At 68.0% G+C, this 20,682-nt stretch carries 19 protein-coding genes; 7 read left to right on the top strand and 12 right to left on the bottom strand.

Going from position 1 to position 20,682, the window contains the following annotated elements:
• Window positions 1–6: 6 nt before the first annotated feature.
• Window positions 7–1,233, bottom strand: coding sequence for a DUF445 domain-containing protein (locus BLQ62_RS04610; RefSeq protein ID WP_231857677.1), 1,227 nt, complete (start codon window positions 1,231–1,233; stop codon window positions 7–9).
• A 170-nt stretch (window positions 1,234–1,403) separates the two neighbouring features.
• On the opposite strand from BLQ62_RS04610, the gene BLQ62_RS04605 reads away from it, so the two are divergent.
• Window positions 1,404–2,258, top strand: coding sequence for a polyphosphate kinase 2 family protein (locus BLQ62_RS04605; RefSeq protein ID WP_068567011.1), 855 nt, complete (start codon window positions 1,404–1,406; stop codon window positions 2,256–2,258).
• A gap of 144 nt (window positions 2,259–2,402) precedes the next feature.
• Here the strand turns inward: BLQ62_RS04605 and BLQ62_RS04600 are convergent, their stop codons facing one another.
• Complete coding sequence (locus BLQ62_RS04600) at window positions 2,403–3,632, bottom strand: low temperature requirement protein A (protein ID WP_082756666.1); 1,230 nt, start codon at window positions 3,630–3,632, stop codon at window positions 2,403–2,405.
• 90 nt (window positions 3,633–3,722) lie between these two features.
• Complete coding sequence (locus BLQ62_RS04595; RefSeq protein ID WP_068533458.1) at window positions 3,723–4,472, bottom strand: SDR family oxidoreductase; 750 nt, start codon at window positions 4,470–4,472, stop codon at window positions 3,723–3,725.
• A gap of 122 nt (window positions 4,473–4,594) precedes the next feature.
• On the opposite strand from BLQ62_RS04595, the gene BLQ62_RS04590 reads away from it, so the two are divergent.
• Complete coding sequence (locus tag BLQ62_RS04590) at window positions 4,595–5,479, top strand: LysR family transcriptional regulator (protein WP_068567014.1); 885 nt, start codon at window positions 4,595–4,597, stop codon at window positions 5,477–5,479.
• A 517-nt stretch (window positions 5,480–5,996) separates the two neighbouring features.
• Here the strand turns inward: BLQ62_RS04590 and BLQ62_RS23215 are convergent.
• The 7 genes from BLQ62_RS23215 to aceA all read right to left on the bottom strand — a co-directional run bounded on the left by BLQ62_RS23215 (window position 5,997) and on the right by aceA (window position 12,743).
• On the bottom strand, window positions 5,997–6,569 hold the full coding sequence (locus tag BLQ62_RS23215) for a hypothetical protein (protein WP_139184158.1): 573 nt from the start codon (window positions 6,567–6,569) through the stop codon (window positions 5,997–5,999).
• Window positions 6,570–6,778: 209 nt separating this feature from the next.
• Window positions 6,779–7,603: a DUF1963 domain-containing protein gene (locus BLQ62_RS04585; protein WP_160126337.1), complete on the bottom strand. Its 825-nt coding sequence runs from the start codon at window positions 7,601–7,603 to the stop codon at window positions 6,779–6,781.
• An 11-nt stretch (window positions 7,604–7,614) separates the two neighbouring features.
• The gene (locus BLQ62_RS23210) at window positions 7,615–8,175 is read right to left on the bottom strand and encodes a hypothetical protein (RefSeq protein WP_139184157.1); all 561 of its coding nucleotides are present in this window, start codon (window positions 8,173–8,175) and stop codon (window positions 7,615–7,617) included.
• Window positions 8,176–8,551: 376 nt separating this feature from the next.
• Window positions 8,552–9,304 (bottom strand): class I SAM-dependent methyltransferase, encoded by a 753-nt coding sequence (locus tag BLQ62_RS04575; protein ID WP_068567020.1) that lies wholly within the window; start codon window positions 9,302–9,304, stop codon window positions 8,552–8,554.
• Window positions 9,305–9,431: 127 nt separating this feature from the next.
• The gene (locus tag BLQ62_RS04570) at window positions 9,432–10,382 is read right to left on the bottom strand and encodes an NAD(P)/FAD-dependent oxidoreductase (protein ID WP_068567022.1); all 951 of its coding nucleotides are present in this window, start codon (window positions 10,380–10,382) and stop codon (window positions 9,432–9,434) included.
• A 73-nt stretch (window positions 10,383–10,455) separates the two neighbouring features.
• Entirely contained in the window at window positions 10,456–11,325 is an 870-nt protein-coding gene (locus BLQ62_RS04565; RefSeq protein WP_068533467.1) for a 3-hydroxybutyryl-CoA dehydrogenase, read from the bottom strand.
• Between the two features lie 125 nt (window positions 11,326–11,450).
• Window positions 11,451–12,743: an isocitrate lyase gene (gene aceA, locus BLQ62_RS04560; RefSeq protein WP_068533469.1), complete on the bottom strand. Its 1,293-nt coding sequence runs from the start codon at window positions 12,741–12,743 to the stop codon at window positions 11,451–11,453.
• 406 nt (window positions 12,744–13,149) lie between these two features.
• On the opposite strand from aceA, the gene ramB reads away from it, so the two are divergent.
• The 3 genes from ramB to BLQ62_RS04545 are packed head-to-tail and all read left to right on the top strand — an operon-like array spanning window position 13,150 to window position 15,487.
• Window positions 13,150–14,550, top strand: coding sequence for an acetate metabolism transcriptional regulator RamB (gene ramB / locus BLQ62_RS04555; RefSeq protein WP_068533471.1), 1,401 nt, complete (start codon window positions 13,150–13,152; stop codon window positions 14,548–14,550).
• Between the two features lie 59 nt (window positions 14,551–14,609).
• Entirely contained in the window at window positions 14,610–15,134 is a 525-nt protein-coding gene (locus tag BLQ62_RS04550) for a carboxymuconolactone decarboxylase family protein (protein WP_068567024.1), read from the top strand.
• A 2-nt stretch (window positions 15,135–15,136) separates the two neighbouring features.
• A complete protein-coding gene (locus tag BLQ62_RS04545) occupies window positions 15,137–15,487 on the top strand; it encodes a VOC family protein (protein WP_068567025.1) in 351 nt (116 codons plus the stop codon).
• Window positions 15,488–15,585: 98 nt separating this feature from the next.
• Here BLQ62_RS04545 and thpD read toward each other — a convergent pair whose 3' ends face one another.
• Window positions 15,586–16,458, bottom strand: a complete 873-nt coding sequence (gene thpD / locus BLQ62_RS04540) for an ectoine hydroxylase (RefSeq protein WP_068567027.1) — start codon at window positions 16,456–16,458, stop codon at window positions 15,586–15,588.
• A gap of 213 nt (window positions 16,459–16,671) precedes the next feature.
• Window positions 16,672–18,054, bottom strand: coding sequence for a dihydrolipoyl dehydrogenase (gene lpdA / locus BLQ62_RS04535; RefSeq protein WP_068567030.1), 1,383 nt, complete (start codon window positions 18,052–18,054; stop codon window positions 16,672–16,674).
• Here lpdA and BLQ62_RS04530 point away from each other — a divergent pair.
• Together BLQ62_RS04530 and BLQ62_RS04525 are read left to right on the top strand one after the other, a co-directional pair.
• A complete protein-coding gene (locus BLQ62_RS04530; RefSeq protein ID WP_269451326.1) occupies window positions 18,043–20,115 on the top strand; it encodes a prolyl oligopeptidase family serine peptidase in 2,073 nt (690 codons plus the stop codon). The two genes, lpdA and BLQ62_RS04530, sit on opposite strands and share 12 nt — an antisense overlap.
• A complete protein-coding gene (locus BLQ62_RS04525) occupies window positions 20,115–20,660 on the top strand; it encodes a hypothetical protein (protein WP_068567034.1) in 546 nt (181 codons plus the stop codon). Before BLQ62_RS04530 ends, BLQ62_RS04525 begins: the two co-directional genes overlap by 1 nt.
• The last annotated feature ends 22 nt before the right edge of the window (window positions 20,661–20,682 follow it).

Genomic DNA, 20,682 nt, shown 5'->3' with positions numbered 1-20,682 from the left:
TGATTTCTATCCGAAGAAGATCTGGGTGATGGTGTAGATCGCCAGGCCCGCGATCGACCCCACGACGGTGCCGTTGATCCGGATGAACTGGAGGTCGCGGCCGACGGCCAGCTCGATCTTGTCCGAGGCCTCGTCGGCGTCCCAGCGGGCGACGGTGTCGGTGATGATCGAGGTGATCTGGCCGGCGTAGTTCTCGACGAGGTGCCGCACCGAGCGGTCGACCCAGAAGTCGACCTTGTCGCGCAGCGCCTGATCGTCGCGCAGCCGCACGCCGAACCGGGCCGCCGACTCGCTGAACTTCTCCCGCAGCGTGGAATCGGGGTCCTCGACGGAGGCCTCGATCATCCGCTTGGCCGCCCGCCACGCCGCCTGCGCCGCGGTGCGCACCTCCTCGCGGCCCATCAGCTCGGCCTTGACGTCCTCGACCTTGGCGATGGTGCGCGGATCGTGCTGCAGATCGGAGGCGAAGTCCCACAGGAACGTGCTCATGGCCTGCCGCACCTCGTGGTCCGGGTCGCTGCGCACCTTCCACGTGAACTCGACGAGCTCGCGGTAGATCCGCTCCCCCAGCAGCGAGTTGACGAACTTGGGCGACCACTGCGGACCGTCGGTGTCGACGATCTTGTCGATCACGCCCTGGCTGCCCAGGGCCCAGTGGTGTGCGCGCTCGGCGAGCAGATTGATCAGCGGCAACTGGCGCTGCTCCTGCAGCAGGGTCTCGACGAGCCGGCCGATGGGCGGGCCCCACTCGGGCTCGGCCAGTCGCTTGATGATCGTGGAGTTGAGCACCGCCTCGACGTCCTCGTCGCGCAGCACCTCGCTCATCACCTTGACCAGCTTCGCCGCCTCGGCGCCCAGCTTCTGCGAGTTGTCCGGGTCTGCCATCCAGTTCGCGACGCGGCCGCTCAGGTCGAGCGAGCCGACCTTCTCGGCGATCACCTCGGGCGTGAGGAAGTTGCTCTCCACGAAGCCGCCGAGGGCGTCGCCGAGCTGGTCCTTCTTCTTCTTGATGATCGCCGTGTGCGGGATCGGGATACCCAGCGGATGCCGGAACAGCGCGGTGACCGCGAACCAGTCGGCGAGGCCGCCGACCATGCCGGCCTCGGCGGCGGCCTTCACGTACCCGACCCACGGACCGGCGATGGCGAGGTTCGAGCCCTTCGTGTCCAGGTACTCGCAGAACAGGTAGATGATCGCCGCGCCGATGAGGAAGGACAGCGCGAGCGCCTTCATCTTGCGCAGGTCGCGCTGCTTCTGCTCGTCCGGCGTACCGCCGAACGGACTCGCCGGGACGCGGGACGCCGAACCCGTCCCGGACGATTGCGGGGAACCCGCGGGAGTTGACACCGTCACGAGTCGATCTTGCCCGAAGATCACCCCGCCGCGCCGGATAGGGTGACTCCATGGCGAACGACAAGGGTTGGTCCGGTTCCGCATCCGCAGCCCTGCGCTGGCGGCCGGGCTCCGCGGTGCAGGACATCGACACCTCCGGCAAGCCCGGTTTCGACGGGGACAAGGCCCTCGGCGAGCAACTGCTCGCCGAGCGCGGGGAGCGCCTGTCGGAACTGCAGGAGCTGCTCTACGCGAACGGCCGGTCGGGCGATCACCGCTCGGTGCTGCTGGTGCTGCAGGGCATGGACACCGCCGGCAAGGGCGGCATCGTCCGGCACGTGATCGGCATGGTCGATCCGCAGGGCGTGAAGACGGCCTCGTTCGGCAAGCCCACCGAGGAGGAGCTGGCGCACGACTTCCTGTGGCGCATCCACAAGCAGACCCCGAAGGGCGGGCAGATCGGCGTCTTCGACCGCTCGCACTACGAGGACGTGCTGGTCGTGCGTGTGCACGACCTCGTGCCGCAGAACGTCTGGGAGCCGCGGTACGAGATCATCAACAGCTTCGAGGAGGACCTGGCCGCCTCGGGCGTCACGCTGGTCAAGTGCGCGATGTTCGTCTCCCTCGACGAGCAGAAGGCGCGCCTGCAGGAGCGGCTCGAGCGCCCCGACAAGTTCTGGAAGTACAACCCGGCGGACATCGACGAGCGCGGCTACTGGCCGAAGTACCAGGAGGCCTATCAGGCCATGCTGGACCGCACCAGCACCGACGGTGCGCCCTGGCACATCATCCCCGCGGACCGCAAGTGGTTCAGCCGGCTCGCGATCACGGAGCTGCTCATCGAGGCGCTCGAGAGCCTGAACCTCGACTGGCCGCCCGCCGACTTCGACGTCGAGCACGAGAAGGCGCGCCTCGCGCAGGCCTGACCGCGCGCGCTTCTCCGGTCCGACGGTGCCGGGCCCGCGCGGCCGGCACCGTCGACGCTCCCTAGCGGGGCGTGCAGCGCCACGGCGAGTCGTGCATTCCCCATGTCCATGGACGTAGGGAGCGCGCCACCCCTATAGGGAGCGCTACGCGAGGCGCTCGGCCCGGCGCTTGCCGGACCACACCTCTTCGACGACGACCTGCACCAGCAGGGCGACAGCGCTCCACACCAGCGCGGCAAGCGGCGTGGCGCCCGCGGCGACGGCCGCGATGCCCGCGCCGAGCAGCGCCAGGGTGATGCCCACCGTGAGCGCACGGTGGCCGTCGAAGCCGGTGAGGTAGGCGTCCATGATCTCGATACCGAGCACCGCGGCGGCCAGCGGCACGACGAACGCGCACGCGACCACCACGTTGCTCACGTGCGCCTCGTGCGAGATGCCCAGCGCCTCGACGTGCAGCCCGGCGCCGAAGGCGGCGATCGCCACGAAGATCACCATGTGGCCGTAGCCCCAGGCGAAGCACTTGCCCGGGTTGCGCACGAGCGCCTGCCCGACGGGGATCGAGAAGTAGATCCACCAGATGGACAGGTTGAGCACCATCGCCGCCACGCCGAGCACCGCGATGTCGACGCTCCAGCCCTGCGCCTTGAGCAGCGCCTGCAGCGCGGTGACGGTGCCGACCACGCCCTCGCCGAGGGTGATGATGGTGAGCAGCCCGTAGCGCTCGGCGATGTGGTGCGGGTTCCACGGGGTGCGCGTGCGGCGCTCGGCGATGTACGGCCCGCCGAGCTCCATCACGAACAGGATCGCGCCGATGATGACGAACTGCGTGAGCGTCAGCGGCGCGAAGGCGCTGAAGATCCAGCCGATCTGCGCGATGGTGATCGCGACGATGTACGTCACCGCGACGGTGCGGTACTGCGGCGACGAGATCGCGATGCGGGTCCACTGTGCGAGCAGCGCGACGCGCATCACCACGTAGCCGATCACGAGCACCGTGTTGTTCGGCTGCTCGCCGGCGGTGATCGAGGAGAAGAAGGGCTCGACACCGAGGCCCATGATGCAGACGCCGATCATCTGCAGCATGGTCACGGCGCGGAAGAGCCAGTCGTCGGTGTCGAAGGCCGACGCCATCCAGGTGAAGTTGATCCACGCCCAGATCGCCGCGAAGGAGCACAATCCGAAGCCCAGGAAGGCCGAGAGGTAGTGCGCCTCCGCGAGCGCGTCGGCCAGCTGCACCCCCGCGAGGGAGAAGACCACCACGAAGGTGAGGTCGAAGAACAACTCCAACGTGGTGGCCGTGCGGCCCTCCTCGTGGGGGTCGCGGCCGGCCATGCGGGTCAAGCGGCGACGCATCGCCGACGGTCCATCGGTCACTGAAGAACTCTCCTGCTCGTCACCTGAGTTCGTGATCGCACGAAACGTCGATCATCGTAGGCCTGGTGGACCGCCGGCGCGCGCCGGTGGTCAGCGCGTGGTGTAGCCGCCGTTGGCGAACAGCGTCTGGCCGGTGATCCAGTGTCCGTCGGTGGAGAGGAAGTCGACGATGGGCGCGATGTCCTCGATGAAGGTCAGGCGGTTGCCCATGCCCTGCGACTTGTGGAACTCGACGCGCTCGGGCGTCTCCTGGCCGTAGAAGAACGGGGTGTCCATCGGGCCGGGGGCGATCGCGTTGACGCTGATCCCGCGGGTGCCGAACTCCTTGGCCGCGGCGCGGTTGAAGTGCTCCACCGGCGACTTGCCGCCCGCGTAGGTGGAGTAGCCGTCGGTGAAGGCGCCGAGCAGTGCGGTGACGATGGTGATGAGCGTGCCGTCGTCGTTGAGGGTGCGGCCGGCCTCCTTGATGAAGAAGTAGGCGGCCTTGGCGTTGATGTCCAGCATGGAGTCGTACTCCTCCTCGCTGGTCTCGAGGATCGGCTTGCGCAGCACCTTGCCGACGGTGTTGACGGCCACGTCGACGCCGCCGAACTCGGCCACGGCCGCGTCGAAGAGCTCGGTGACCTTGGCGGGCTTGGTGAGATCGCCCTGGAAGAGGAGCGCCTTGCCGCCGGCGGCCTCGACGGCGGCCGCGGTCTCGCGCGCCTCCGCCTCCGACGACGGGCTGTTGTAGTGCACGGCGACGTTCGCGCCCAGGCCGGCCAGGTGGCGGCTGACCAGGCCGCCGAGGTTCTTGCCGCCGCCGGCGACGACCGCGGTCTTCCCTGCGAGCTTCGTCATGGATGTCTCCTTCGATCGATGAGGTGGAGCCGTTGCAATTCCCAACGTACGAGGCGGAAGGTCAACCCACAATCGAAACTTTTCGGTTTATTCACCACTTCTTGTTGTGAAATGCTGGTCGGGTGACCACCCCCGATCTCCGCCGCCTGGAACAGTTCGTCGCCGCGATGGAGGAGCCCTCGCTCGCCGCCGCGGCCGGGCGCCTGCACCTGAGCCAGCAGGCCCTCTCCGCCGCGCTGCGCCAGCTCGAGCGCGAGCTCGGCACGCCGCTGTTCACCCGGTCCGGGCGTCGCCTCGCGCCCACGGCCGCCGCCCGCGCCCTGTACGACGGTGCGCCGTCCGTCCTGTCCGGCGCGCGCCTCCTCGCCACGCGGGTGCGCGCGGCGGGCGCCGAGAAGCCGCGGGTCTTCGTGGTGGGACGCAGCCCGGCGGTCACCGCCGACGAGGCCTACGAGATCCTCGAGCCCCTCGTCGACCGGCCGTCCTCACCGTCGATCACGGTGCGCGAGCTCTTCCCGTCCGCGATGCTCGACGAGCTCGAGGGCGGCACCGTGGACGTGGTTCTGCGACGGGGCGTCTCCCTTCCCGACCGCCTGGCCGGGGCCACGCTCACGTATCACCGGATGCGGGTGGCGCTGCACCACGATCATCCGCTCGCCGGGCGGGACTCCCTGGCGCTGGCCGACCTCGCCGCCTCGCCGATCGTGGTGTGGGCGCCGCCGCACACGTCGTTCTACACGGACTTCCTCGTGGCGCAGTGCCGGCGCGCGGGCTTCGAACCGGACCTGCTCGTGAACCGGGTGCAGGGCACGCCGCCCGCGACGGCGGTGCTGACCTCGCCGCACGCGGCGGCGTTCGTCACCGATCCGCCGGGCCCGCGGTCCGGCGGGCGGGTGGTCGTCGTCGAACTCGACGACGCCCCGCAGGTCCCGGTGCAGGCACTGTGGCTGCCGCACACGACGGACCCGGTGCGGGCCGAGTTACTCGCGGCCTATCCCCCGGCGTGAGAGCTCGCGCTCACGCCGACCAAGTCACCACCGAAGCAATCGCCCACACGGGCTGTGCGAATCGTTCAACAGCGCGTGCAGGTGCGGGAGCGTGACGCGCCGAAGTATGACAACAGCTCTGCAGGCAGCACAGCGCATCGCACTGATCGGCGCGCCATGCTCGGGCGACATTCGAGACGTGACGAACGTAGACGTGTTCGCAAGCTTCGCGCAATAGCCAAACCCATCGACTTACCCAAGAAACTGTGCGGTTGACAACAAGCGAAACCGTACTGGAGCGCAGCCGCATACTGCCGAGACGTAGGTAGGCCCGGGAGCATGAGGGTCTATGGCAGAGATCGGATCCTTGCCCAGAATGATCTGGAGCGTCCCACCGTGGAGAAACTTCATCAGGAAGAGCGAAACCGTACCAATACAGGCCGCGGGAACTGCCAATAGACTACCTAGCCGATCCTCACCAGGTGGGCGGAGGCAGCCGGATTGAAGGATCTATCAAACAATTCCAATAAACATTGCTTCAACACCAGCGCCTTGCGGCGAGCGTCTTAAGTAGACGTTCTTCATATGCCGCCGCATTCGGAATCGACCCCCATCTCCCCAATGGCTGACCGGGAATAGGTGAGGCCTTGTTTCCTTCCCAGTCGACAAGATGCTCCGGCTCAAGACTTCGATCGTTCATGACGTAAGATCCCAGCTTAGGATCGAAGTTCGCTTCCAAAGGATTATCAGTAGGCGCATACGGGTTGCTAAGTACGGTGCTGATCATTCGCACGCTGGCTAGCTCTTCGTCCGAAACCGTCGCTTTGCCGATTTTGCGAACGAACCCAGATCGCACCATGTCGACGGACACCAGCAAAGGAGCCATCAAGACTGGTCCACCTGCACCCACCTTCTCTAGGATCACCTTCGAAGATTCATCTTCGTCAAATCGCATATCGTAGAGTACAAACAGCTCAGCAGCCTCGAACATCACTCGTTTTCGGAGAACCTTCCCAGCCAATAGAGTGTTACCCGGGCGCAGCTGAATGATCCATGCGTCGCCAGCATTCACTCGCGCACGCGGCTGCTCCTGCCCATATTCGACGAACACTAAACCCCACCCCCGAACTCAAAATATTTCGCAGCCAACTTCACCACGCCCTCCATCCCACATGATCGGCATTGAGCCAATTGATTCCGAAGTTCTTGGCGGCACCGTACCCCTTGCTGGTCGGCACAATACTAGACATCAGGTTATCCAGTTTTCCGCCACCAAATGGACTGAGCGGCGATCGAGGAAGCAGCCCGCACGACTACGGCTCACATACTGCCCACGAGCAGATACGCATTAGGGGCGAGCGGGTCGATGGCGGCAATCTGGTCACCGTCCAGGATGATGTGCAGCGTCCCACCGTCAAGGAACTCCATCTCGGCCTCTTCATCGAAGTCGATGGTCAGAAGGTGCGAGAACGGCCCCCGGGGACCGTCACCGTCGCCGTCGGCCCAACCGAGTTCGACGGCCGGCGGATTCTGGCCGGCAATCGGAGGATTCCCGCCCACGGTGTGCCGGGGGATCTCCAGATCGCCGACGGCATGGGCATAGAACAAGTCGGCAAGCTCGTCAGTGCGCTCGTCGTGGTCCTCTATGACGCCCTCGGGCAGGACCTGCTGAAGCAGATCCCAATCCGGCGCCGAATCAGCCAGCACCGCTCGCAGCGGCGTGTACGGCGACTCGACGACGCCCTCGGGCGCCTCCGCAGCCACGTCACCAGCGGATACCGCACGCACCACAAGAGCATGCCGATCCTCGAAATCACCGACGTAGCCCTCGTCACTGTCTTCGACGGGTGGGACGAAGACCTCCACCACACCGGTAGCAGTCAACGCCGGGCAGACCCCGGCCTCGGCCACCACCGACAAGTCAAGACGAGCCACGAACTCCATCGGACCCAACTCGGGATGCACCGGCCACGGTCCGCTTGAGCGCGGCGCCCCGCCCAATGAGAACGCGACATCCGCGCCCGGCTCAGCTCGAACCAGATGCAACGCCGGCCGCACCAAACCAGCCACCACCGCGGCGTACTCTGCGCCAAAAACGCGCCCGCACCACTGCTCAACCACCTCAGCCGGAAGCCGGCGATCCACCCAACCAACCATTAATCAACAACCTCCCCACGCTCTAGAGCAGTCCAACCGTCGAACACCCCCAGCGCCTCAAGCCGCTCCACAAACTCTTGCGTGAAGTAAACGTACCGACGCGGGTTGTCCTTGTACTTAAATGCAAGGACACCATTCGCCGACGCCCTGGACACGACCGCCCACTTCGGGGATCTCATATGGGGTGCATAGCTGGGCGGGGTCAGTCGCTCGTCGTATAGCGTTCCCGGCGCAAGGTCGACACTTGCAGTAACGAAACCGACCCTGAAATCGATGCCGTCCGTCGTCACACAATCGATCACCGTCATCCCAGCATCAGCGAACAGGGATTCAAGCTCATTCCGTTTCGGACTACTAACGGGAAAAGCCAGGCAAAAGTCAATAGCCCACACCGGAAAGAGCGCCGGCTCTCTCAGCCGCTTCCGGCCATCTCGCCGCTCAACCTGCATACCGGGAAGATGGACACGATCCGGCGAGATGTCATCTTCCCGGCTCACGCCATCCACCTTGTTCAACTCTTGAATGTCGTCGCCACTCTCAAGTAGATACAGCTTGGACAAGCAGGTCACCTCTCCCGAATTTCACACCATTTTGCATTTCTGAAGCCAGCTTATTCAGTTCACCCACCACGCCGTCGCGCCCCCCAATAGCTTCAGCATCGCTGAGTCTCCTCTCGACTGCCGTCCAGTACTCCTTCGAGTGATACCGCCACCTAGATGGACCAGCGTGTTCATGAGGCGAGAGGGCGTCGGGAATCTCTTGCCCCAGCAGGTGCACCCTGTTATCGTGCCCATTCACGTCAAGACCATTTCGAGAAAGAATGTCTCGGAGACAGCGGCCACAGCATCCCGGACTGTTCCACGCCCCGTCCTCGCCCATGCACCGATCGTACGACCCACGCTCGACAGAAACGTCGAAGCGACGGCAACCCTCGGGCTACTGCGGCTTGCGTGCGGTGACGAACTGTCCCTGCCCACTGACGGTCTGCTGCACGTCGACGAGGCCGAACTCGCGCAGCCAGCCGGTGATCTCATCCTTGCCGAACCAGCGGAAGCCCGAAACGCGCTCGGCGGTCGACGAGCCGAGCACCGAGGTGAGCGGCGTCTGCAGCGAGGTGAACAGCGCCACCCGGCCGCCGGGCTTCGTCACCCGGCAGATCTCGCCGACGGCGAGCCGCGGCGCCGGAATCAGGTACAGCGCGGCGAGGCAGACCACGGTGTCGAAGGTGTCGTCCGGGAAGGGCAGTTCCAGGGCGCTGCCGCGTACGTAGCCGACGCGATCGCCGGCGTTGTCGCGCACGGCGCGGGTGAGCATGGCGTCGGAGACGTCGAGGCCGACCGCGACCCCCTCGCCACTCAGCTTGCGCGCCAACGGCTTCGTGTAGAGACCGGGTCCGCAGGCCACGTCGAGCAGCGTCTGCTCGCCGCGGCCCGTGAGCTCGTCGAGCAGCACGTCCTGGCGGCTGAGCGTGCCCGTGCCGCCGAGGCTGAACAACCGGGTGAACGCCGGTCGCCAGGCCTTCTCGTACACCGCGGCCAGCGCGGGATTGTGCATGAGGGCGTTGCTCAGCCCCGTCGGCTTCGCGCTCTCCGGGGCGAGCACGTCGAGGTAGCCGTGGCTGCGGTCGGGCTCGCGGCCGAGCCGGCCGGGGTCGAGCAGGGCCTCCACCCGGTCCAGTGCGCTGGTCATGCGGCCACGCTAGCGTGCCCGCCTCCGGCCCGGAGCGGGACCGCGCACCGTCGCCCCACCCCTCCTGACTTACCAGCGTGAGCCCACACCGCTTCCTGGGGAAACGTCTGCCACTGACGCTGGTACGTCAGCGGGCACCGACCGCCGCGCCCAGATCCGCCGCGATGTCGCGCTCGAGCAGGTGCGCGCTGATCGCGGTGGCGGCGACGGATCCGGCGCCGGCCGCCACGATCACCTGCGCCATCGGGTTCACCACATTGCCCGCCGCCCACACGCCGGCCTGCCCGATGACGGCGCCCATCGGGTCGACGGGGACCGTCGGAAACGGCCCGGCGGCGCCCCGCTCGGCGCCCAGTTGCAGCAGCAGCTCGTCCTGCGGCACGAACCGCGGCCCCACGAAGACGGCCTCCCGATCGATCTCGGTGCCGTCGGCGAGCCTGACGGCGCGCAGCGCATCACCCTCGACGACGAGCCCGGCCACGGCACCGTCGACGATGCGGGTCCCGCGGGCCTGGATCTTCGCGCGATCGGCCTCGTCGATCTCGAGACCGTTGGTGAAGAAGATCAGGTCGCGCGACCACTGCGGGATCAGCAGCGCCTGGTGCACCGACATCGCCGCGTTCTCGCCGCCGAGCACCGCGAGCGGGCGGTCGCGCACCTCGTAGCCGTGGCAGAAGGGGCAGTGGATGGCGTCGCGGCCGAAGCGCTCGGCGACGCCGGGGATGCCGGGCAGCACGTCGGTCAGGCCGGTGGCCACCAGCAGGGTGCGGGCGCGCAGAACCTCGTCGCCGACGGCGACCTCGATGACCTCGCCCTCGCGGCGCACCGCGGTCACGGCGCCGGGGAGGATGCGCACGCCGTAGGCCTGCGCCTCGCGGCGGCCGATGGCCAGCAGCTCGGCCGGGTTCAGGCCGTCGTGGCCGAGGTAGCCGTGCATGTGCGCGGCGGGAGCGTTGCGGGGCGCGCCCGCGTCGACGACGGTGACGGCCCGTCGCGCGCGGCCGAGGACCTGCGCGGCGGTGAGGCCGGCGGCCCCGCCGCCGACGATGACGGTGTCCAGGATCTGCGGTGCGTTCATGGATCCACCCTGCTCCAGAAACGACTGAACCGGCAAGTTTCCTTGCCGGTTCAGCAAACGTGGAGCGCGGGGTCTACTTGGCGGGGTACTCGTAGATCCCGCGGCCCGACTTCTTACCGACGTAGCCGGCCTCCACCAGGCGCAGCAGCAGCGGCGGCGCGGCATAGGTGGGCTCCTTGTACTCGGCGTACATCGCGTCCGCGATGAACTTCACGGTGTCCAGGCCCACGAGGTCGGCCAGCTTGAGCGGACCCATCGGATGCGCGCAGCCGAGCATCATGCCCTTGTCGATGTCCTCGGCGGTGGCGAAGCCCGACTCGTACATGCGGATCGCGGAGAGCAGGTACGGCACCAGCAGCGCGTTGACGATGAAGCCGGAGCGGTCCGTGGCGCGCACGACCTGCTTGCCCAGCACCTCGGACGCGAACTGCTCGGCGCGCGCGGCGGCGGCCTCGGAGGTGGACAGCGAGCTGATCACCTCGACCAGCGGCAGCACGGGCACCGGGTTGAAGAAGTGCAGGCCCAGCACGCGACCGGGGTTCTTCGTGGCGGTGGCGATGCGCTGGATCGGCAGCGAGCTGGTGTTGGAGGCGAGCACGGCGTCGGGGTCGGTGACGACCTCGTCGAGCTTGCCGAAGATCTCCGCCTTGACGGCCTCGTTCTCGACGATGGCCTCGACCACCAGCTGGCGGTCGGCGAAGTCGGCGAGATCGGTGGTGAAGCGCAGCCGCTCGGCGGCCTGGTCGCGCTCACGCTCGGTGATCTTGCCGCTGGACACGGCGCGGTCGAGCGACTTGAGGATGCGGGCACGGCCGCCCGTCGCGAGCTCCTCGGTGGCCTCCCAGACCAGCACGTCGGCGCCCGCACGCGCGGACACCTCGGCGATGCCGCCGCCCATCTGGCCCGCGCCGACGACGCCGACGCGCGAAACAGTCTCAGTCATAAGAATTCCCATGTCTCGATGATCAAGTGCGTGATGATACGACGACGGGGGCGGGTCCTGGTTGGGACCCACCCCCGTCATCGGTCGTTCAATCGCGGCGACTCACGAGGTCGCCCGCCAATTCCTTAGTGGAACTGGCCCTCCTCGGTCGAGCCCTTGAGCGCGGTGGTCGAGCTCTCCGGGTCGACGGTGGTGGCGATGCGGTCGAAGTAGCCGGCGCCGACCTCGCGCTGGTGCTTGGTGGCGGTGTAGCCACGGGCCTCCGACGCGAATTCCTTCTCCTGCAGCTCGACGTAGGCCGACATCTGGTTGCGGGCGTAGCCGTAGGCCAGGTCGAACATCGAGTAGTTGAGGGCGTGGAAGCCGGCCAGGGTGATGAACTGGAACTTGAAGCCCATGGCGCCCAGCTCGTTCTGGAACTTCGCGATGGTCGCGTCGTCCAGGTGCTGCTTCCAGTTGAAGGACGGCGAGCAGTTGTAGGCCAGCAGCTGGTCCGGGAACTCGGCCTTGACCGACTCGGCGAACTTCTTGGCGAGCTCGAGATCCGGGGTACCGGTCTCCATCCAGATCAGGTCGGCGTACGGGGCGTAGGCCTTGGCGCGAGCGATGCAGGGCTCGATGCCGTTCTTGACGTTGTAGAAGCCCTCGGCGGTGCGCTCACCGGTGACGAAGGGCTTGTCGCGGTCGTCCACGTCCGAGGTGATCAGGGTGGCGGCCTCGGCGTCGGTACGCGCGATGACGACGGTGGGGGTGTTCGCCACGTCGGCGGCCAGGCGGGCCGAGCTCAGGGTGCGGATGTGCTGCTGGGTGGGGATGAGCACCTTGCCACCGAGGTGGCCGCACTTCTTCTCGGAGGCCAGCTGGTCCTCCCAGTGGGTGCCGGCGGCACCCGCGGTGATCATGGCCTTCTGCAGCTCGTAGACGTTGAGCGCGCCACCGAAGCCGGCCTCGCCGTCCGCGACGATCGGGACGAGCCAGTTGTCGATCGAGTCGTCGCCCTCGACGCGGGAGATCTCGTCGGCGCGCAGCAGCGCGTTGTTGATGCGACGCACGACGGCCGGCACCGAGTTGGCCGGGTACAGCGACTGGTCGGGGTAGGTGTGGCCCGAGAGGTTCGCGTCACCGGCGACCTGCCAGCCGGAGAGGTAGATGGCCTTGAGGCCGGCGCGCACCTGCTGCACGGCCATGTTGCCGGTGAGGGCACCCAGGGCGTTGATGTAGCTGTCGTCGCCCTTGGTCACGCCCTCCCAGAGGATCTCGGCACCGCGGCGCGCGAGGGTGTGATCCTCGACGACGGAGCCCTGGAGCTCCGCGACCTGCTCGGCGGTGTAGTCGCGCGTGATGCCCTTCCAGCGCGGGTTGGTGTCCCAGTCCTGCTGGATCTCGGCGGCGGTCCTCGGCTGTCCGACGGTGCTCATTGGCTCCCCGTTCTTCGCTCTAGTCGATGTAGATCTGATCGGCCACCAGGAGGCTGAGCGAGGGGGCTATCGCTAACCCGATTCGCAGTCCCGGCGTTTCGCCTTCGCCTACTGTGCCACACCTAAAGCTGCAGGCCAAGGCAGTCGACGATGCCAAAGCAAGCCATGAAATCACGCAGAACGTGCTAATTCTGCGAAGCTTCGCCGTGGCTGTCACAGGAAAAAGTACGCCCGTACTGGGAGTTTGCCGGGTCGGCATGCCGGGCCCCTTCGCCCCGTCGCCGACGGTCCGCCGCCGCCCCGCCCCGCATCCCCGGCGCACTCCTGTGACACACCTCACTGCGAAGGCCGCCGCGAACGCGCGGAACCCGACGGTAGCTGGGAATCCGGGACTAACATTCGCTCCATGTCCAAGACCTTCGTCGGGGCCCGACTCCGCGGCCTGCGCAAGGAGCGCGGGCTCTCGCAGGCGTCCCTGGCGGAGGCGTTGGAGATCTCCCCGTCGTATCTCAACCAGATCGAGCACGACGTGCGGCCGCTCAGCGTGCCCGTGCTGCTCAAGATCACCGACGTCTTCGGCGTGGACACCAGCTTCTTCAACACCCAGGACCAGACGCGGCTGATCGCCGAGCTGCGCGAGGTCACCATGGACGTCGACGCCCCGACCAGCACCGACGAGCTCTCCGAGCTGGCCCGCGACCACCCCGGTTTCGCCCGCGCGATGGTCGCGCTGCACCGCCGCTACCTCGGCGCCGCCGATCAGCTGGCCCAGGTCACCGACGGCCGCAACGATCCCGGCGCGCGCGGCGCCATCCCCAACCCGCACGAGGAGGTGCGGGACTTCTTCTACCAGCGGCAGAACTACTTCCACGAGCTCGACACCGCCGCCGAGGAACTCACCGCCCGGATGCGCATGCACAGCGCCGACGTGCGCACCGAGATCGTCACGCGACTCGAGGCCGTGCACAACGTCTCCATCCGCCGCCGCGTCGACCTCGGGGAGACGGTGCTGCACCGCTACGACCCGCGCACCCGCGTGCTCGAGATCAACCGCCACCTCTCCGGAGGGCAGCAGGTCTTCAAGATGGCGGCCGAGCTGGCCTACCTCGAGTGCGGCCGGGAGATCGAGGCCCTCATCGACGGTGCCTCCTTCGGCTCGGAGGAGGCCGGCCGCCTCGCCCGCCTCGGGCTCGCCAACTACTACGCCGCGGCCGTCGTGCTGCCGTACACGCAGTTCCACGGTGCCGCGGAGGAGTTCGAGTACGACATCGAGCGGCTCTCCGCGTTCTTCTCCGTGAGCTACGAGACCATCGCGCACCGGCTCTCGACGCTGCAGCGCCCCAACCTGCGCGGCGTGCCGCTCTCGTTCGTCCGCGTCGATCGCGCGGGGAACATGAGCAAGCGGCAGAGCTCCACCGGCTTCCACTTCTCCGCCTCCGGGGGCACCTGCCCGCTGTGGAACGTCTACGAGACCTTCGCCTGGCCGGGGAAGATCATCACGCAGATCGTCGAGATGCCCGACGGCCGCAACTACCTGTGGGTCGCGCGCACCGTCGAGCGGCGGGCAGCGCGGTACGGCCAGCCGGGCAAGACCTTCGCGATCGGCATCGGCTGCGAGCTGCGGCACGCGCACCGCCTGGTCTACGCCCGCGGCATGGACCTCTCCGACGTCAACGCCACCCCCATCGGGGCCGGCTGCCGTGTCTGCGAGCGCGCCGGCTGCCCGCAGCGCGCCTTCCCCGCGATCGGCAAGCCGCTCGACATCGACGAACACCGCTCGACGGTCTCGCCCTACCTCGTCCGCTGACGCGCGCCCGGCATCCGGCACCGGCTCCTGCCCCGCCGGTCAGGCGGTAGCGTCGGGTCATGACACCGCGCGTGACCCCCGGCGGACTCCGCCAGCTCGGGCCCATCAACTACGCCATCTCCCGGATCGGCGCGAAGGCCATCCGCGCCGACGACATGAACCTGTTCTCCACGCTCGGCCGCACCAAGCGGCTGTTCGTCGGCTGGCTCGGCTACTCGGGCATGCTCATGCCCTTCGGTGCGCTGAAGCGCTCGGAGTCGGAGACGGTGATCGTCCGCGTCGCGTACCTGCGCGGGAGCGACTACGAGCTGGGGCACCACCGCCGCATCGGCGCCCGGGCCGGGCTCACCGAAACGCAGTTCGAGCGCATCTTCGACGGCTCCGGCTGGGACGAGCGCAGCGCCGCCCTGCTCGACGTGGTCACCGAGCTGGTGGAGGAGAAGGAGGTCTCCGACGAGGCCTGGTCCCGCCTCGCCGCCTTCTACGACGAGCGCCGGCTGGTGGAGATCGTCATGCTGGCCACCAACTACGACGGCCTCGCCACCGCGATCGACGTCCTCGGCATCCAGCCGGAGCGGCCCTGATCATGCGGGTGCACAAGCTGATCCCGAACATCGCGGTCGACGACATCGACTCGGCCCGCGGCTTCTACGCGGAGTTCCTGGGCCTGTCCGACGAGGAGTTCAACCTCGGCTGGGTGGCCCGCTTCTCCTCCCCCGGCCACGACGCGAGCGTGCAGCTCGTCACCGGCGACCGGACCGCACCGATCGATTCCGACCTGTCGGTGATGACCGACGACGTCGACGCCGCCTACGCCGAGGCGCAGCGCTCCGGCTACGAGATCGTGCACCCGCTCACCAGCGAGGAGTGGGGCCCGCGCCGCTTCTTCGTCCGCGCCCCCGACGGCACCGTCGTCAACGTCGTCGGCCACCACTGACCCGTTTCCACTGACCCGTTTCGCGAACGTCGGGTTCTGCGGCGGTACGAGGCAGGATTCGGCCTCGCCCGTCCGCAGAACCCGACGTTCGGAACGCGCTAGCGGGTCGCCAGGTACTCCGGGCGACGGGCGTCGGCGGCGAACGGCTCCCCCAGCCCGTTGGAGACGGCGTTGAACACCACGAACAGGTTCGACCGCGGGTACGGCGAGATGTTCCCCGCCGAGGCATGCAGGCAGTTGCAGTCGAAGTACAGCGCGCTGCCCGCGCCGCCGGTGACCTGCTCGATGCCGTACTGATCAGCCATCGACGCGATGTCGCTCTCCTCCGGCGTGCCGAAGCGCGGCCGGTAGGACTTCAGCGATTCGCGGTGGTACTCGCCGGGGGTGCGCCCCACGCAGGAGACGAACTTGCGGTGCGATCCCGGCATGATCATCAGCGAGCCGTTGAACGGCGTGTTCGGCGTGAGCGCCAGCGAGACGCTGACGGCGCGCGGCGTGGGCATGCCGTCCTCGGCGTGCCAGGTCTCGAAGTCGCTGTGCCAGTAGAAGGGCCCGCCGGCGAACCCGGGCTTGAGGTTGACCCGGCTCTGGTGCACGTAGACGTCGTCGCCGAGCAGCTGGCGCGCGACGCCCGTGATCTCCTCGCGGGCGATGATCGACGCGATGCGGTCGCTGAGTTCGTGCACCGCGAACACCGACCGCACGCTGCCGTCGGAGGTCTCGCGGATCACTCGCTCGTCGGACCCCAGGCGGGTGGTGACGGCGTCGATCTCGGCGCGCACGTCGCGGATGTCATCGGCACCGAGCACGCCCTCCACGCTGCGGAAGCCGTTGGTGGCGAAGTGATCCACAGCATCGTCGGCCCAGGGGCCGGAGCGGCCGGGCCAGACGACGGGATCGTGTCGGTCGTGGATCTCGCTATGGTCGACGCGCGTCGGGTAGTTGTCGGTGAGCGTCGCTGCGTTGTTCATCGATTCCTTCCGTCCGGGCAGTGCGCTTTCCACTGCGTGCCTCGCGGCGCGGACGTGATGACGGTGACCGATGCCCTTTCTCGACCCGGCGCCGTGGCCACGCCACGCCGCGCCACCGACCCTGCCAGGGTCTGAGACGAGTGTCCAACCCGCTGGACAAACGCGGCGGCCCGGCACCGTCTTTTGCGATGCCGGGCCGCCGGGAGGAGATTCCTACAGGTTGATCATGTGACCGGCGAGGCCGTGGATCGACTCCTGCAGCGCCTCCGACAGCGTCGGGTGCGTGTGCACGTTGCGCGCCAGCTCGTTGACCGTGAGGTCCCACTTCTGCGCGAGGGTGAGCTCGGGCAGCAGCTCGGAGACGTCGGGGCCGATGAGGTGGCCGCCGAGCAGCTCCCCGTGGGTGGTGTCGGAGATCAGCTTGACGAAGCCGACCGCGTCGCCGAGGCCCTGCGCCTTGCCGTTCGCCGTGTACGGGAACGTGGCGGTCTTGACGTCGTAACCCTCGTCCTTCGCCTGCTGCTCGGTCAGGCCGAACGAGGCGACCTGCGGCTGGCAGAAGGTGGCGCGCGGCATCATGCGGTAGTCGCCCAGCGTCTGGGTCTCGGCACCGGCGATGGTCTCGGCGGCGACGACGCCCTGCGCCTCGGCGACGTGCGCGAGCTGCAGCTTCGCGGTGACGTCACCGATCGCGTAGATGCCCGGCACGTTGGTGCGCATGTAGTCGTCGATGGCGATGGCGCCGCGCTCGGTGAGGGCGACACCGGTCTTCTCCAGGCCGAAGCCCTCGACGCGGGGCGCGAAGCCGATCGACATGAGCACCTTGGAGACGGTGATCTCGCCCGGGCCCTTGGGACCGGTGTACTTCACGACGACCTGGCTGCCCTGGTCGTCGACCGACTCGACCTTGGTAGAGGTCAGGATGTTCACGCCCAGCTTCTTGTACTGCTTGGCGATCTCCTTGGAGACGTCCGCGTCCTCGTTGGGAAGCGCACGGTCGAGGAACTCGATGATGGTGACGTCCACGCCGTAGTTCTTGAGGACGTACGCGAACTCCATGCCGATGGCGCCGGCGCCGACGATGGCGATCGACTCGGGCAGGTCGCGGGCGAGGATCTGCTCCTCGTAGGTGACCACGTTGTCCGACAGCGTGACGCCGGGCAGCAGGCGCACCGTCGAACCGGTGTCGATGATGATGTTGTCAGCGGTGACCGTCTGATCGCCGACCTGGATGGTCTTGGCGTCGACGAAGGTGCCGTAGCCGTTGATCTCGGTGATCTTGTTCTTCTTCATCAGGAAGTGAACGCCCTTGACGATCCCCTCCGACACCTTGCGGCTGCGGTCGAACGCCGCGCCGAAGTCGAAGGACACGTCACCGGAGATGCCGAACAGCTTCGCCTTGTGCGTGAAGGTGTGCGCCAGCTCGGCGTTCTTCAGGAGCGCCTTCGACGGGATGCAGCCCACGTTCAGGCACACACCGCCCCAGTACTTCTCCTCGATGACCGCGACCTTCTGCCCGAGTTGGGCGGCGCGAATTGCGGCGACGTAGCCTCCTGGGCCTGCGCCGAGTACAACAGTGTCAAAGTGATCAGCCACGGCTTTCAGCCTAGCCCTAGTGTGGAGTCCATGGATCAGTACGCATGGCTCGAAGAAGTGGAATCCGCCACTGCGCTCGATTGGGCGCGCGAACAGGGCGCCGCGAGCACCGCGCGGCTGGCCGGCCCGCGGTTCGACGAGATCCGCTCCGGCGTGCTGGCCATCCTGGACACCGACCAGCGCATCCCCTACCCGGTGCGCCGCGGCGAGTACCTGTGGAACTTCTGGCGCGACGCCGACCACCCGTACGGGCTGTGGCGCCGCACCACGCTCGAGTCCTTCCGCAGTGAGAGCCCCGAGTGGGACGTCGTCATCGACGTCGACGCGCTCCGCGAGGCCGAGGGCGAGAACTGGGTGTGGGGCGGGGCCGCCGTCCTGCGCGGGGTCTCGCCCGACGGTGCGCGGTACGACCGCGCGCTGGTCTCCCTCTCCCGCGGCGGCGCCGACGCGTCGGTGGTGCGGGAGTTCTCCATCTCCCGCCGCGAGTTCCTGGACGACGGCTTCTCCCTCCCGGAGGCCAAGAGCCGCATCTCCTGGATCGACGCCGACACCGTCTACGTGGGCACCGACTTCGGGCCGGGCTCGCTCACGGACTCCGGGTACCCGCGGCTGGTGAAGCGGTGGCGCCGCGGCACCCCGCTCGGCCATGCCGACCTGGTCTACGAGGGGCACCACACGGACGTCTCCATCGGTGCCGGCTACGACGACACCCCCGGCTACGAGCGGCATTTCGTCACCCGCGCCATCGACTTCTACAACAGCGAGATCTACCTGCTCGATCCGGAGACGCTGGCGCTGGAGCGGATCGACGTGCCGACCGACGCCGACGCGGACGTGCACGAGTCGCGCCTGATGGTGCGGCCGAAGTCGCCGTGGGAGCTGCCCACGGGCACCGTCCCGCCGGGCGCACTGGTGGCCTTCGACTTCGACGCCTACCGATCGGGGTCGCGGGACTACAGCACCGTCTTCACCCCGGACGCGCACACGGCCCTCGCCGGCTACGCGTGGACCAAGTCGTACCTGCTGCTCTCGACGATGCGGGACGTGCGCTCGGAGCTGCACACCCTCGAGCCCGGCACGTGGGACGAGCGCGGGACGCGCGGCTTCCCCGAGCTGGCCGAGATCGGCGTGTACTACACCGATCCGCGTGAGGGCGACGAGATCTTCGCCACCGCCAGCGGTTTCACGCTGCCGCCGACGCTGCTGCACGGCGAGGCGGGTGGATCGGTGGAGCCGCTGAAGTCCGCGCCCGCCTTCTACGACGCCGAGGGCGTCACCACGGAGCAGTTCTTCGCCACGAGCGACGACGGCACGCAGGTGCCCTACTTCGTGGTGCGCAAGCCGGCGACGGGGCCGCAGCCGACGCTGCTCTACGGCTACGGCGGGTTCGAGGTCTCGCTGACGCCGGATTACACACCGGTGTCGGGACTCTCGTGGATCGAGCGGGGCGGCGTGTACGTCCTCGCGAACATCCGCGGCGGCGGCGAGTACGGGCCCGACTGGCACACCGCGGCGCTCAAGGAGAACCGCCTGCGCGCCTACGAGGACTTCGCCGCGGTGGCGCGGGATCTCGTGGCCCGCGGCATCACCACGCGCGAGCAGCTGGGTGCGCAGGGCGGCAGCAACGGCGGCCTGCTCATGGGCGTGATGTACACGCGGTACCCGGAACTGTTCGGCGCCATCGTCTGCCAGGTCCCGCTGCTCGACATGCGGCGCTACCACCAGCTCCTCGCCGGGGCCTCGTGGATGGCCGAGTACGGCGACCCCGACGATCCCGCGCAGTGGGCGTACATCAGCGAGTACTCGCCGTACCAGAACCTGCCTTCCCCGGACGCGGATCTTCCCGCGCTGCTGGTGACCACGTCGACCCGCGACGACCGCGTGCACCCCGGCCATGCCCGCAAGTTCGTCGCGGCACTGCGTGAGCGGGGCATCGAGGTGGACTACTACGAGAACATCGAGGGCGGCCACGGCGGCGCGGCCGACAACAAGCAGGCGGCCTTCAAGTCCGCGCTGGCGTACGAGTTCCTCTGGCGCGAGCTCGGATCCGCGGAGAGCTGATGCCGGTCGGGGAGGCCCGCAATCTCGCGGTCTTCATGGGCGCGATGACGACGCTGTGGTCGGTCGTCGGCCTGGGCTCCTATCCGGTCGCCTCGGCCGTCGGGTGCGTCGTCGGCGTGGCGATCGGCGTCGTCGCGATCGTGGCTGCGCGCGGCGCGCCCGCCGCCGCGGGTCCGGAGCGTCGGGACGGTCGGAGTCGCTCGGTGTTCCTGCTCGCGGTGGCACTGGAGGTCGTGGCCGCGGTCGCCGCGGCACTGATTCTGGGCGCGACCGGGCAGCCGGGCTACATCCTCCCGGCGTTGGCTCTCATCGTCGCGCTGCACTTCTTCGTCTTCCTGCTGCAGGAGCGCAGTGCGCTGCACCTCGCGACCGGGATCGTCGGCACCGCCGCCTCCGCGACGGCGATCGTGCTCATGGCAGCCGTCGCGGTGGGTCAGAACGCGGGCCATGCGATCGCCGCCGCCGCGCTTGCGACGTGTACCGCCGCCTACGGTCTGGCGTTCCTCCGCCTCCTCCGATCCGCTCGAGAAACCACCCCGGCCTGAGCCGGCGCCGAAAGGAGAAACT

The organism is Tsukamurella pulmonis (assembly GCF_900103175.1).
GTDB lineage: Bacteria > Actinomycetota > Actinomycetes > Mycobacteriales > Mycobacteriaceae > Tsukamurella > Tsukamurella pulmonis.
Note: the sequence above shows the minus strand (reverse complement) of the source record. Positions and strands in the feature narration are given on the sequence as shown.